The 13482-nt window shown below is 62.3% G+C and carries 12 protein-coding genes and 4 tRNA genes; 4 read left to right on the forward strand and 12 right to left on the reverse strand.

Features of this window, described 5'->3' with window-relative positions; all coding sequences use genetic code 11:
* Positions 1 to 136 precede the first annotated feature (136 nt).
* Positions 137 to 775: a restriction endonuclease subunit S gene (locus tag CKO27_RS06390; RefSeq protein ID WP_200374046.1), complete on the reverse strand. Its 639-nt coding sequence runs from the start codon at positions 773 to 775 to the stop codon at positions 137 to 139.
* Positions 772 to 2313, reverse strand: a complete 1542-nt coding sequence (locus CKO27_RS06395) for a type I restriction-modification system subunit M (RefSeq protein WP_200374047.1) — start codon at positions 2311 to 2313, stop codon at positions 772 to 774. Before CKO27_RS06395 ends, CKO27_RS06390 begins: the two co-directional genes overlap by 4 nt.
* Positions 2314 to 2375: 62 nt before the next feature.
* Here CKO27_RS06395 and CKO27_RS06400 point away from each other — a divergent pair, with 62 nt between their 5' ends.
* The gene (locus tag CKO27_RS06400) at positions 2376 to 2612 is read left to right on the forward strand and encodes a hypothetical protein (protein WP_200374048.1); all 237 of its coding nucleotides are present in this window, start codon (positions 2376 to 2378) and stop codon (positions 2610 to 2612) included.
* 116 nt (positions 2613 to 2728) lie between these two features.
* Here the strand turns inward: CKO27_RS06400 and CKO27_RS06405 are convergent.
* The 4 genes from CKO27_RS06405 to CKO27_RS06420 all read right to left on the reverse strand — a co-directional run bounded on the left by CKO27_RS06405 (position 2729) and on the right by CKO27_RS06420 (position 3240).
* Positions 2729 to 2804, reverse strand: a tRNA-Lys gene (locus CKO27_RS06405).
* Positions 2805 to 2861: 57 nt separating this feature from the next.
* Positions 2862 to 2937, reverse strand: a tRNA-His gene (locus CKO27_RS06410).
* An 83-nt stretch (positions 2938 to 3020) separates the two neighbouring features.
* Positions 3021 to 3097: transfer RNA gene (locus tag CKO27_RS06415), tRNA-Arg, on the reverse strand.
* Positions 3098 to 3163: 66 nt separating this feature from the next.
* Positions 3164 to 3240 (reverse strand) — tRNA-Pro (locus CKO27_RS06420).
* Between the two features lie 265 nt (positions 3241 to 3505).
* On the opposite strand from CKO27_RS06420, the gene folD reads away from it, so the two are divergent.
* Both folD and CKO27_RS06430 read left to right on the forward strand, forming a co-directional pair.
* Entirely contained in the window at positions 3506 to 4369 is an 864-nt protein-coding gene (gene folD, locus CKO27_RS06425) for a bifunctional methylenetetrahydrofolate dehydrogenase/methenyltetrahydrofolate cyclohydrolase FolD (protein WP_200374049.1), read from the forward strand.
* Between the two features lie 55 nt (positions 4370 to 4424).
* Positions 4425 to 4862: a PGPGW domain-containing protein gene (locus tag CKO27_RS06430; RefSeq protein WP_200374050.1), complete on the forward strand. Its 438-nt coding sequence runs from the start codon at positions 4425 to 4427 to the stop codon at positions 4860 to 4862.
* Positions 4863 to 5075: 213 nt separating this feature from the next.
* Here CKO27_RS06430 and CKO27_RS06435 read toward each other — a convergent pair whose 3' ends face one another.
* Positions 5076 to 5354 carry an RNA recognition motif domain-containing protein gene (locus CKO27_RS06435; RefSeq protein WP_200374051.1) on the reverse strand — a complete coding sequence of 93 codons (279 nt, stop codon included), beginning with the start codon at positions 5352 to 5354 and terminating at the stop codon, positions 5076 to 5078.
* Between the two features lie 127 nt (positions 5355 to 5481).
* Positions 5482 to 6801, reverse strand: coding sequence for a DEAD/DEAH box helicase (locus CKO27_RS06440; protein WP_200374052.1), 1320 nt, complete (start codon positions 6799 to 6801; stop codon positions 5482 to 5484).
* A 521-nt stretch (positions 6802 to 7322) separates the two neighbouring features.
* Between CKO27_RS06440 and CKO27_RS06445 the strand changes: the two genes are divergently transcribed.
* Positions 7323 to 8618, forward strand: coding sequence for an OmpP1/FadL family transporter (locus CKO27_RS06445; protein WP_200374053.1), 1296 nt, complete (start codon positions 7323 to 7325; stop codon positions 8616 to 8618).
* An 81-nt stretch (positions 8619 to 8699) separates the two neighbouring features.
* Here CKO27_RS06445 and der read toward each other — a convergent pair whose 3' ends face one another.
* The 4 genes from der to hisS all read right to left on the reverse strand — a co-directional run bounded on the left by der (position 8700) and on the right by hisS (position 13448).
* The gene (gene der / locus CKO27_RS06450) at positions 8700 to 10097 is read right to left on the reverse strand and encodes a ribosome biogenesis GTPase Der (protein WP_200374054.1); all 1398 of its coding nucleotides are present in this window, start codon (positions 10095 to 10097) and stop codon (positions 8700 to 8702) included.
* Between the two features lie 4 nt (positions 10098 to 10101).
* On the reverse strand, positions 10102 to 11391 hold the full coding sequence (gene bamB / locus CKO27_RS06455; RefSeq protein ID WP_338115915.1) for an outer membrane protein assembly factor BamB: 1290 nt from the start codon (positions 11389 to 11391) through the stop codon (positions 10102 to 10104).
* A gap of 17 nt (positions 11392 to 11408) precedes the next feature.
* The gene (locus tag CKO27_RS06460) at positions 11409 to 12035 is read right to left on the reverse strand and encodes a tetratricopeptide repeat protein (RefSeq protein WP_200374055.1); all 627 of its coding nucleotides are present in this window, start codon (positions 12033 to 12035) and stop codon (positions 11409 to 11411) included.
* A gap of 150 nt (positions 12036 to 12185) precedes the next feature.
* Positions 12186 to 13448, reverse strand: coding sequence for a histidine--tRNA ligase (gene hisS, locus CKO27_RS06465; RefSeq protein ID WP_200374056.1), 1263 nt, complete (start codon positions 13446 to 13448; stop codon positions 12186 to 12188).
* Between the last annotated feature and the right edge of the window lie 34 nt (positions 13449 to 13482).

Consider the following 13482-nt stretch of genomic DNA (forward strand, 5'->3'; position numbering starts at 1 on the left):
TATCCTTTTGTCTGTCGCCCGCAGCTTCTCGCCCAACCGCCCTTCCGTGGACCGATTCGTCCCCGCCCGGGCGCTATTCGCGTCGCTGAAATGAATTCCGGCATCGCTATTTGCCAAGAGGACGTTGCCGCGTCATTCAGATCACGGATTCAGGAAGAAGTTCTAGTCGATCTTTCTTGTATGATTTTGGATCACCAAACATCTCATAAAAAACCGCCTGCCCTAGACTATTAAGACGATTCATGGCACGCTGACGTAGACAGCGCAGATTGTCTGCTTGATCGAGGATCGCCGCAATACGCTTTTGTTCTTCGGGGGGTGGGACTTTAACCTCTATAGAACTTAGATTACCGATAGAAACACTTGCCTGATTGACGGCCTTATTCACAAAAGGCATCAATTTTTCCCGAAATGTCGAACTTCTAAATAACCATTTTCCGTAACTAGGATCGAGCGCATTCTTTTTCGGGCGCAGATTTAGCAGATTCATTCCGTGGATCAACGGACTTGGTGCGCCATTGTAAAGAGCACACTTGCCTATATGCTCAACGCTATTTATATGGCTAAACAAAATATCGCCTGGCTCAAGGAACCATTTTTCAGCTTCACTAGCTTTTATCCCAGCATAACCAACTCTTAAAGGATCCACTTCTCCGGCGGAGATTGTTTCTATGCGCGTTATGGGAATTCCATCACCACTCTTATCCTGCTTGATGTTCATTCCATTACGCATAAAATCAAACAAAGAGATCAGCTCTACGGATTTGAGTCTCATCCCAACATCTCCTCCAGTAGCGTCAATCCCTGTGAAATTTCTTTCTCAATTTCTCGCAACTCGCGAATGATATCGGCAGGTGCGTCATGCTCAACCTGCTCATACTCGACTTCCTTATAGCGGTTGAGCGACAGGTCATAACTGCCGGTCTCGGCAATCTCAGCCTTCGACACACAGAAACTCTGTGCGGTACGCGGACGCTCGCGCTCAGTACCCTCGCGCGCCTGCCAGCGCGCCAGCACATCGGGCAGGTTATTCTTGGCATGCTCTTCTGCACTCAGGGTCTCGCGTGGAATCGGCCCGAGCTTGTCCGGCGGTAACAGATTGGTCCGCTTATCGTCGAGCGAGTAACCGTCAGCTTGAAGATCATAGAACCAGACCTGATCGGTTCCACCGACACCGGTTTTGGTGAAGAACAGGATCGCGGTGGAGACCCCGGCATAAGGCCGGAACACGCCCGACGGCAGCTTGACGATGGCATCGAGCTTGTGATCCTCAACCAGCATGCGCCGCAGCGCCTGATGCGCCTTGGATGAACCGAAGAGCACGCCATCGGGCACGATGACCGCTGCCCGGCCACCGGTTTTCAACAGGCGCAGAAAGAGGGCGAGGAAAAGCAGTTCGGTCTTTTTGGTTTTGACGATCTTCTGAAGATCCTTCGCGGTCGATTCATAATCGAGCGAACCGGCAAAGGGCGGATTCGCCAGCACCAGCGAATAGGTACCGGCATCGGCGGTGTGGTCTTGGGCGAGACTGTCACGGTAGGTGATATTCGCGTTTTCGACCCCGTGCAAGGTCATGTTCATGGCACCGATGCGCAGCATCGTCGGGTCGAAGTCGTACCCGTGGAACAGCCCCTCATGGAAATGTCGACGCTGCTGCTCGTTGCGGAATAGGGCTGGATGTTGCTCGCGCAGATATTCACCAGCGGCGACCAGAAAGCCACAGGTACCGGCAGCAGGGTCACAGAGCACATCATCAGGGGTGGGAGCCACCAGCTCGACCATGAGCTGGATAATGTGACGGGGCGTGCGGAACTGGCCGTTCTGACCGGCAGAAGCGATCTTGCCGAGCATGTATTCGTAAAGATCGCCCTTGGTGTCCCGATCCTCCATCGGCATCTTGTCGACCATCTCGACCACCTTGGCCAACAAGGCGGGATTGCTGAAGCCCAGGCGGGCATCGCGCATGTGACGGCCATAGCTGGACCCTTCCGTGCCCAGATTGCGCAAGAAGGGAAAGACATGCTCATCGACCACCGCCATCATCTCGCGCGGCTCGAAATGCTTGAACCGCGACCAGCGCATGTCCTCGTAGAGACAACCCTTGTCATCCCCTCCCTTGGGGAAAATCCGCCGCGCCATGGGGAGACCGAGCGTTTCAGCTTTACTCTCTTCCAGGGTATGCAGATCGTCCAGGCGCTTGATGAACAGCAGGTAGGTGATCTGCTCGATCACCGACAACGGATTCGATACCCCGCCAGACCAGAAAGCATTCCAAATTTGATCGACCTGGTTGCGGATGTCACCGGTAAGCATGGGGGTTAGGGCCTTCCATAAGACGAACGAGCCGATCTGTTCAACAGCAGGTGGACAGATCGATGACGACACACAGCTTATCGCTGGAACCAAAAGGGGATTTTAGCGCGTTCCGGAACGGGGCGATCGCCCAATCCAACCCAGCGACCAATAGAGTTGTTCCGGATGCTTTTGTTATGAAAATCAGTAATCTGCTTGATTTTCAGCGATGTCGGATGCTCGATTTTGGAGAAAACTGGCATAAAACCATTTTGACACCTCAATCTGCGAGAATGACACTTTTATTTTCAATTACTTAACGCTCGGTACAACTCTAATGGATTAGGCTGGACCAGAAATGGACCGGAAAGCCCAACCATCGGGCATAAAAAAAGCGGTTACATCGCTGTAACCGCTTGTTTTAACTTCTTTATATTGGTGGGTCGTGTAGGATTCGAACCTACGACCGATGGATTAAGAGTCCACTGCTCTACCAACTGAGCTAACGACCCGTCTCTATTTGAGTGCGCTTTAAGTCGCCTGTCGAACGACCTGAAGGCTTTCGAATTTGGGGTGGACGATGGGGCTCGAACCCACGACCACAGGAATCACAATCCTGCGCTCTACCAACTGAGCTACGTCCACCATAAAACTGTTCGCGTCGTCCCTGCTCTTGCATCATACCTCAACCCAAGCCTTACCTGGCGAGCGGGTTTCCAACGCGCGGATGGCGCGCCCGGCAGGACTCGAACCTGCGACCCACGGCTTAGAAGGCCGTTGCTCTATCCAACTGAGCTACGGGCGCTTTGATCGGGTGCAGTTTCGTTTCGCGCATACCGCATCTTAAAAAAGGCGCGGACTGGGCGGCGTATGGTCGGGGTAGAGGGATTCGAACCCCCGACATCCTGCTCCCAAAGCAGGCGCGCTACCAGACTGCGCTATACCCCGGCTTCGGAGTCGCATCCGGAGTGATCGCGCATCCCGGAACCGAAGAGCGCGCATCATACGCACCAGGGCACGCGGAGTCAACCGCCGCGACGATCGGCCTCGGCGAACCGGAACGCACCCGAGGCGCCACCTGTGCGGGTTCGCCTCAAGCGGTCGATTCAGGATCGATGATCCGCGCCCCCATTACGCGAAAGCCCAGCGGATATTTTCATCCCATGCCGCGAATCGCTATCATGCGGGTTCATTGCTTTGACCCAGGAATCCCATGAGCGCAGCCCTGCTGGATGGCAAAGCCATCGCCGCCGACATTCGCGAAGATATCAAGCACCGGGCCGCCGACCGGCTGGCCGCTCGCGGCCAGCCGCCAGGACTGGCCGTGGTGCTGGTTGGCCACAACCCGGCCTCGCAGGTCTATGTCAGGAACAAACGCAAGGCCTGCGCCGAGGTCGGCTTCCACTCCGAGTTGCATGAGCTGCCGGCGACCGCGAGTCAACCCGAGCTGATGGACCTGATCGATCGACTCAATGCCGACCCTGGGATCGATGGCATCCTGGTCCAGCTCCCGCTGCCCGAGCACATGGACGAAGCCGCCGTGACGGAGCACATTCTCCCGACCAAGGACGTCGACGGCTTTCATCCCTACAACGTCGGCCGACTGGTTCTGCGGATGCCCCTGCTGCGTCCCTGCACCCCCAAGGGGGTCATGACGATGCTGGCGCGCACGGGCCAGCGGCTGGATGGGCTGGACGCCGTGATCATCGGCCAGTCCAACATCGTCGGGCGACCCATGGCGCTGGAACTGCTCGCGGCCCGCTGCACCGTCACCATTTGTCACAGCCGCACGAAAGATCTCGCCGACAAGGCGCGAGGCGCGGACATTCTGGTCGCGGCCGTCGGCCGACCGAACTTCGTCCAGGGTGACTGGGTCAAGGAAGGCGCCCTGGTGATCGATGTCGGCATCAATCGCGACGCCGACGGGAAGCTGGTCGGAGACGTGGATTTCGCCGCCTGCGCCGCGCGGGCGTCCTGGATCACACCGGTCCCGGGCGGCGTCGGCCCCATGACCATCGCCAGCCTGCTGGAGAACACGCTCCAGGCCGCCGAGTTGCACGCCGGAGAACGGGCGTGACGCGCCGTCCCGTACCACGCCAGGCGGGCCGGACGCCAGCCCCCGGCCTAGCGCCATGCTCGGCGCCGTTCTGAGCTGGATCGAATCCAATCAGGCGCTGACCCTGGGGTTGGCGATACTCTCCGTTTTGACCTTCCTCGGCTCCATCCTCATCCTGCCGCTGCTGGTGGCGGCCATGCCGGAGGATTATTTCGTCGATGCCAAACGGCATGACGCGCGCCTTCGGCGCTTCCACCCGCTCGTCTACTACGGACTGCGCCTCCTCAAGAACCTGCTGGGCTGGCTGCTCGTTCTGGCCGGAACCATCATGCTCGTTCTCCCTGGCCAGGGACTCCTGACGATCCTGGTCGGACTGGTGCTCAGTGACTTTCCGGGAAAATTCGCACTGGAACGCCGTCTCGCCAACAGCCGGAGGGTGATGGGGGCCTTCAACTGGCTACGGCGCCGCGTCGGACGTCCGCCATTGCGGTCGCCGTCCGGGGAGCGGTTCTGAGCCAAGGTCAGGGGCCTTTCGCTCCTTGCGCTCTTCGGACGTCTTCACAACGAGGCTGGTCAGGACTCAGTCGGCGGGCGAAGGCTCAAGGAAATAGAACGAACACCCAAGCGCGGGACTCGCGAACCCCGACCCTGTCCAAAAACGAAAAAAGCCGCGTCGACCGGGCGGCGGAACCACCCGGTCGACGCGGCTTCGAGGCCCCGAAAGGGCTTACCAGCGCTGAGCGCTGCCGCGGGACGGACGGTCGGAGCGCGGCTTAGCCTGGTTGACGCGCATCGGACGGCCCTTGAGCGGGGTTTCGTTCAGAGCCTTGATGGCGGCGTCGGCTTCGGAGTTGTTCGGCATCTCGACAAAGGCGAAACCCTTGGAATCACCGGTGAACTTATCGGTGATGAGGTTCGCGCTCTCGACCTGGCCGTAGGCACCGAAGGCCTCGCGCAGATCATCCTGGGTCACGCCATAGGCCAAGTTGCCAACATAAATATTCATCTGTCTCAGTCTCGTAGGAACCGCGCATCGAAAAAAGGATCTCTATACCCGGCCGATGCGCTTGCCGGTTCGAGGGCTTGTGGAGCGGTCTGGGCCGCTCCGCGAAGCTGGAAGTGACGCGCCGCGATCAAACCGTGGCGCGGGGTCGAGAGCCACCGTTTCCGGTCTTGCGTCCGCGCCCATGCGGGTGCGGAGCGTGATCGCGCCCGGCTGGTTCGCGGGCGTCCGAGCGCGGGCGCGTGTGATGCTTGCGCGGCGGCGCGGAATCCGAGCGGCGCGGATCCGAGGGTGTCGCACCGATGTTTTCGGAGTTGGCACCGAGATCCTCGAACCCATCGACCCGCCGGCTTTCGATACGTCGGCCGAGCACACGCTCGATACCGGCCAGCAAGCCGCGCTCGTCAGGGCTGATCAAGGACACCGCCGTGCCATCGGAACCGGCGCGACCGGTGCGTCCGATGCGATGCACATAATCCTCTGGCACATTCGGCAACTCGAAATTCACGACGTGCGGTAAGCGGTCGATGTCGAGCCCGCGGGCAGCGATATCGGTCGCCACCAGCACGCGCACGGTGCCGAGCTTGAAATCCGACAGCGCGCGGGTGCGCGCGCCCTGGCTCTTGTTGCCATGGATCGCCGCCGAGGTAATGCCGTCACGTCCGAGTTGTTCGGCCAAACGGTTGGCGCCGTGCTTGGTGCGGGTGAAAACCAGCACCTGCTGCCAGTCGCCCTTGAGTATCAGGTGCGAAAGCAGCGCGCGTTTGCTGTCCCGAGCGACCGGGTGCGCCAGTTGCGTTACGTTCTCGGCGGCGGTGTTGCGACGCGCCACCTCGATGCGTTGCGGATCCTGGAGCAGGCCGATGGCCAGTTGCTCGATCTCGCGTGAATAGGTAGCCGAGAACAGCAGATTCTGGCGACGGCGCGGCAGCAGCTTGATGACCCGGCGAATATCATGGATGAAACCCATGTCCAGCATCCGATCGGCCTCGTCCAGAACCAGGAACTCGATCGTGGAGAGATCGATATTGCCCTGGCCGACGTGATCGAGCAGCCGTCCCGGCGTGGCGACGACGATATCCACGCCGCGTCGAAGCTGGGTGGTCTGCGGTGCCATGCCGACACCGCCGAAGATCTGCATCGCGCGTAGCGGCAGGTTCTGTCCGTAGGTGCTCACGCTCTCCCCTACCTGGGCGGCCAGCTCGCGCGTCGGCGTCAACACCAAGGCGCGCGGCGCCTGACGGCGAGCGGTCGACTGACTCAGCAGATGCAGCATCGGAAGGGTGAAGGCGGCGGTCTTGCCGGTGCCGGTCTGGGCGGCGGCGAGGATATCGCGGCGCGCCAGGATGGCGGGAATGGCTTGCGACTGGATCGGGGTAGGCTGGGTATAGCCCTGCGCGACAACGGCGCGCAACAGTTCGGCCGAAAGGCCGAGCTTATCAAAAGACATACAAACTCCTGGGTCGGCCTACCCAGGAATGTACTGGGCCGGTCTAGGCAATGTGGGATGAGTCGCGACGGGTGAGCCTTGGAGGGAAATCAACCGAAAGACGGGGCGCGCCGACCGGATGGCGCTGAATCATCGATGCACCTTACGCGAATCGACCAGAAATGCAAGCAAAATGTGTGACCGCGAACCTCGGCCCAAATACGTGAGTCCGCGCGCTTATTTCTCCGGCCATCCGCGATCACCTCGGCCCATCCGGTGCGCTCTTTTCATCCAACAGGGTCAAGCTCGGCTGACAAAACGAGCCAATCCATCGGGATGTGACTTTTCACATACATGGCCAATAACCGCGACAAAGTATGGATTCCCAGGCATTCATCGCATAGAGTTCGTGGCGGCCGAAACAAGCCCGACACAGGGAATGGCGCGCGTGAAACGCGGGCCATCGGCAATCAAAGGGAATGCGGAAGCCCCGCGTGGCCGAGCGAGGACACGGCTATGGAATCACCCCGAGGAAACGACTCATGCTCAACAACAGAATCACCCGCGCCCTGGCGCTGGCCCTCGCCGCCGCCGGCGCCTGTGGCTTCCAGGATACAGCCATCGCATCCGGCTTCATGCTGCCGGAGTCTTCGGCGGCCGGTATTGGAACCTCCAACGCGATGGTCGCCAATCCAGATGAAACCGGTGCCTTCGCCTACAACCCGGCGGCCATGGGGTTCCACGAGGCCTCTAGTATCGCCATCGGCACCTATTTCATCAGCCCCACGTTCAGCGTGGATACCGCGACAGGCAGTCACGACAGCCAGGGGGCGGACTGGCTGACCATTCCCATGATCCAGGCCGCCCTCAAGCTCAACGACCAATGGCGGCTCGGCTTCGGCGTCACGACGCCATTCGGGCTTGAGACACGCTGGGAGGACGGCACCTTTCCGGCCGTGAGCGGCACCCGAACCATCGCCGTCCCCTCCCCGCTGGATCCGAACGTACCACTCGGCCATCCGACATCCAGCAAGCTCGAAATCCTGGCCTTCAGCCCGACCGCCACCTATCGGGTGAATCCCGATCTGAGCCTGTCCGCCGGACTCGACCTCTATTGGGCCAAGACCGCGCAGCTCAACTCGACCCTCGGCGCGCTCAACGGCGACGGCCAGGGACTCGGCTTCAATCTCGGCGCGCTTTTCAGACAGGGCCCCTGGAGCCTCGGCGCCTCCTTTCGCTCGTCCGCGACCCTCGGCCTCGATGGCGATTTCACGCCCAAGAGCCAGACCCTCGTCACCATCGGACGGCTTGCCCGGGCACAATCGGCCGAATTGGACGTGGATCTGCCCTGGCGTCTGCAACTGGGCGCGCGCTATGCCTTCAACGACCAGTTGGCGGTTGAATTCGATATCAGCCGAACCGGCTGGAGCGAGTTCAATGACCTGAAGATCACCGGGAAGCGCACGGGCGCGCTGATCTTCAGCGATCAGAACGACTGGGATGATTCAAATGCCTACCGTTTGGGCACGACCTACCAGGTGAGCGCGGAGACGCAACTGCGTTTTGGTTATACCTATGACGAAACCGGACAGGGCGACGATCATTTCAGCGCCAGGGTGCCGGACAGCGACCGCCATCTCTTCAGCCTGGGTCTCGCCCAATCCCTGGGTCAGGGTCTGTCGCTAGAGGTGGCCTGCATGTATGTCCAGGGAGAGGAGCGCGGCTACAGCGCCCAAACCCGCTACAGCGGTGGCGACCTCAATGGAACGACCGCGCTCAATGGCGATTACTCCATGGACGCGCATCTGATCGGACTGGAGATCGTCAAGACCTTCTGAGATCCGGCCTTCGAACGCGACCACGACCCTTGTCAGCGGTCGTGGTCGCCCGCGACAACCAGCCCCCATCGTCCCCGCCGCTCAGCCCTTGCGCTGAGTGAAGCGCTTGAGCCGGAGCTTCTTACCGATTTGCCTGGCCGTGAGTTGGTTACGCTTGCCCTCGTAGGGATTCGAGCCGCTCTTGAATTCCAGTCGCAGCGGAGTACCGAGCAGATCGAGCGCCTTGCGGAAGCGGTTGATCAAATAGCGACGATAGGACTCGGGCACATCCTCGGTCTGGTTGCCGTGGATAACGATGATGGGCGGATTGCGTCCACCCTGGTGGGCATAGCGGAGTTTGATGCGCCGCCCCCTGACCAGCGGCGGCTGATGCTCCGTCACCGCCGCTTCGAGCAGACGGGTCAGCTCGGGGGTCGAGAGGTTGCGGGTGGCGTTGGCATAAGCCTTGTCCACCTCGTCCAGCAGCAGCCCGACGCCGCTGCCGTGCAGGGCGGAGACCAGATGCCGCTTGGCGAAGTCGAGGAAGGCGAGTTTGCGCGAGAATTGCTCCTTGATCCGCTCGCGTTCCTCCGGATCCAATCCATCCCACTTATTGATCGCGATCACCAGCGCCCGCCCGCTGTCGATGATATGCCCGGCGAGCGTGGCATCCTGCTCGCCGATGCCCTCGTGGGCGTCGATCACCAGGATGATGACGTTGGCCGCCTCGATCGCTTGCAGGGTCTTGATGACACTGAACTTCTCGATGACGTCATGGACCCGCGAGCGGCGCCGCAGACCGGCCGTGTCGATCAGCGTGTAGTGCCGGCCGAGCTGCTCGAAGGGGATGAAGATGCTGTCGCGGGTGGTGCCTGGAAGATCGAAGGTGACCAGCCGGTCCTCGCCGAGCAGGCGGTTGATGAGGGTCGATTTACCGGCGTTCGGACGCCCGACCACGGCGACCTTGACCCCCGGCTGATCCTCGGCGGACTCGGCGCCCTCGTCGCTCTCCGGCAGTTGCTCGAAGACCTGATCGATGAGCGAGCGCACACCAAGCCCCTGGGTCGAGGAGACGGCCCAGGGAGCGCCCAGCCCAAGCCGGTGGAAATCGGCGACCGCCAGCGACGGATCGGCGGTGTCGCTCTTATTGACGACCAGCGTCATGGGCTTGCCCAGCCGACGCAGCTTCTGGGCGATCTCGATATCCTCGGGGGAGCAGCCGTCCCTGGCATCCACCATGAAGAGCAGGTGATCGGCCTCCTCGATGGCGCGCTGGACCTGGCGCTCCATCAGCGCCTCCACGCCCTCGGGGGCGGTGCCGATGCCGCCGGTGTCGACGATGATGTAGGGACCGAGTCCGATGCGCCCGATGCCGTACTGCCGATCGCGGGTCAGTCCCGGAAAGTCCGCGACCAGGGCGTCGCGGGTGCGGGTGAGACGGTTGAAGAGGGTGGACTTGCCGACATTGGGACGACCGATCAGGGTGATGACGGGCAACATGCGATTAGCGTGGCGTTTCCGGATTCGTTGACGCGGATGCCGGCTCGTCTGACACGGCGGTTGTCGCTTCCCTGCGGTTCCTGGAGTCCGGACGGGCGGTCGTGGCCGGTGTCGTCGCGCCAAGCGTCAAGGCCGCCAGCGTTCCATCCTCCGCGTGAACGTAGAGGCGAGCGCCCACCACCAGTGGACGCGCGGTGATGCCACTCTTGGCAACACGCGCGCGCCCGATGAGCCGGCCGTCGGATTTGTCGAGCAGGTGGAGATAGCCTTCGAGGTCGCCGACCAGAATCCGGTTGCCGATCAGCGCGGGTGCCGTGAGTCGACGATAGCGCAGTTGCTCCTGCTTCCAGCGACCCGCTCCGTCGGTGGCATTGGCGGCCCACAGAATGTCCTCGGAATCGGTCACGAACAGGCCGCTCTCGTCGGCCGCGATCCCGGCATGGGCCGAAAGCTCGCGACGCCACCGAACCTCGCCGCTGGCCAGGTCCACGGCGGCCAGGTCGCCATTGTAGGAACCCACATAGAGGGTATCGCCAATCAGGACCGGATCCGCGTCGATGTCGGCGATGCGCGCCAGTTCGGACCGCCCACTGGGGCGCGTGACAACGACCTCCCAGATGGCCGTGCCATCGTTGGGATCGACCTTGACCAGCTTGCCGCCCGACAGGCCGACGACGACCCCGCTCTCGGCCAGCGTCGGCGTGCTGCTTCCACGCAGCGTCAGCACGGGTGGCGGATAGGCGACCCGCCAGAGTACCTTGCCGGTCGCCGCCTCCAGGCCATGGAGACTGTCGTCCAGGGTATGCACCATGACCTTCCCGTCGGCGGTCAGGCGCGGGACGGACAGCACCTCGCTCCCCAGTTGGGCGCGCCAGAGTTCCTGCCCATCCCTGGTCGAGAAGGCCACCAGCTCGCCCTGACTGGTGCCCAGCACCAGTCGGTCGCCCAGGACATCGGGGCCGCCACTGAAGGCGAGGCTCGTCTCCCGCTGCCAGAGGACACGCCCGGAATCGGCCGCCAGGGCGACCAGCCGGCCCCGCGCGTCCGCGACATAGAGCTGACCGGCCGCGATGGCCGGCACCAGATAGAGACGACGCCCTTCGGTGCCGCGCGTGGGTCGCTGTGACCAGAGGGTGCTCAGGGCGGCCTCCTGAGAGATCGCGGGCAACTCCGAGGGCGGCGTCGGATCCTTTTCCTTGCCAAACCAGGGGATGCTGCCGCAGCCGGCGAGTTGCGTGGCCAGCAGCATCAGGCCGAGACGCGCGGGCAGCGATCTGAGTTGGAGTCCCATCATGGCGGTTTCCGTGACGCCTAACCGGCGGCGGGTAGATTGTCGATCTTGAGACGGAGCAGTTGCGACAGACTGCTGCCTTGCTCGATCGCCTGCTGGTAGGCTGCGCGGGCCGCCGCCAGGTCACCACGCGCGACCGCGATATCTCCGCGCACGGCGGCGAACTCGCCGGCGAAGGCGGGGCTGGTGTCGTGTGCCTTGAGGGTCTTTTCGGCCTCGTCCAACTGGTTTTCCGAGACCTGGATGCGTGCCAGACGCAGCGCGGCGATGCGGGCCAGGGCCGGATCCGGCGCCTTGTCGATGACCGTCTGGAGGGAGGCCATCGCCTCGACCGGCTTACCCGCCATGTAGAGGGTCTTGGCGGCGACCAGTGATCCCAGGGCCGGATAAGGCGTCGAGCCGAATTCGTCCTGTAGCATCCCGGCTTGACTGGCGACCGCGTCGGGTTGATTGCCGGCGGCGTCGAGGAGCAGCTGCTCGAAGGCGATGGAAGCCTCGCTGGCCGTGCTCTCCTGGTGGCCGACCCAGAGACGCCAGCCAAAGATGGCGCCGATACCGATCGCGGCACCGGCGATGACGGATAGGCCATTGTCCTTCCACCATTTCTTGATGGCTTCGACCTTTTCCTCGTCGGTTTCGTAGTTCACTGCATTGCTCCGTCGGATAGGCTCGGCGATCCAGGCGAACAGGCGGGTTTGACTGGATGGACCGCCGAGTTCCCGAGCGCTGGATCGTTCGCGCACATTATAGGGGGATCATGGAAAACGCCAATGAAACCAGATTTTTCCGGCACCGCGCTAGAGATGATCCGCGAGGAAAGCCGCCAGATCCTCCTGTCTCAGTTCGCGTTGTTCCGTCTCCTCGCGCAGATCCTTGACCCCGATGACCTCGCGCTCCAGTTCCCCGTCCCCCAGGACGAGCGCGAAGCGGGCGCCGCTCTTGTCGGCCTTCTTGAACTGACTCTTGAAGCTCCCGCCGCCACAGTGGCTCATGAGCCGCAGGCTTGGCAGGCCGTCGCGCAGCCGCTCGGCGATCCCAGGAGCCGCCGCTTGCGCGCTCTCGCCCACCGCGACCAGATAGGCGTCGATCCCCGGCTCGGAATGCAATCCGGTCAGCGCCATCAACTCCACCAGTCGCTCCAGACCCATCGCGAAGCCCACCGCCGGGGTCGAGCGGCCACCGAGCTGCTCGACCAGACCGTCATAGCGGCCGCCGGCGCAGACCGTGCCCTGGGCGCCGAGATCGTCCGTGATCCACTCGAAGACGGTGCGGTTGTAGTAATCCAACCCGCGCACCAGGCGGGGATTGATCCGGTAGGCGACGCCCGCCCGGTCGAGGTTTCGGCAAATGTGCTCGAAGTGCGACCGGGTCTCCTCGCCCAGATAATCCATGAGCGTCGGGGCGTCCGCCACGATCCGCTGGGTCTCGGGATTCTTGGAGTCCAGGATCCGCAGCGGATTGCTCGCCAAGCGGCGCTGACTGTCCGCGTCGAGCTGGTCGGCATGCCGCGAGAGATAGGCCACCAACCGCTCGCGATAGATCTGACGCTCGGGCGCGTCACCCAGCGAATTGATCTCCAGGCGGAATCCATCGAGACCCAGGCCACGCCATAAGCGGGCGGTGAGCAGGATCAGCTCCAGGTCGATGTCGGGGCCGGTCAGGCCGAACGCCTCCACGCCGATCTGATGGAACTGCCGGTAACGCCCGCGCTGCGGGCGCTCGTAGCGGAACATCGGACCCCGGTACCAGAGCCTTCGCGGCTGAACCAGCAGACCATGCTCGATAGCCGCGCGCACGCAACTGGCCGTGCCCTCGGGCCGCAGACTGAGGCTGTCGCCATTGCGATCCTCGAAGCTGTACATCTCCTTCTCGACGATGTCCGTGACCTCGCCGATCGAACGCTTGAAGAGCTCGGTCACCTCGACCAGCGGAGTTCGGATCTCCGCATAGCCATAGGCGGACAGCACCTGGCGCGCGCTGTCCTCGAGGCGGTGCCAGATGGCGATGCGTTCCGGCAGGATGTCGTGCATCCCGCGGATGGCTTGGATGTATTTACTCATGGGTGACGACGGGGAATCGGATCGGAGCGGACGG

This window comes from Thiocystis violacea (assembly GCF_016583575.1).
Classification (GTDB): Bacteria; Pseudomonadota; Gammaproteobacteria; order Chromatiales; family Chromatiaceae; genus Thiocystis; species Thiocystis violacea.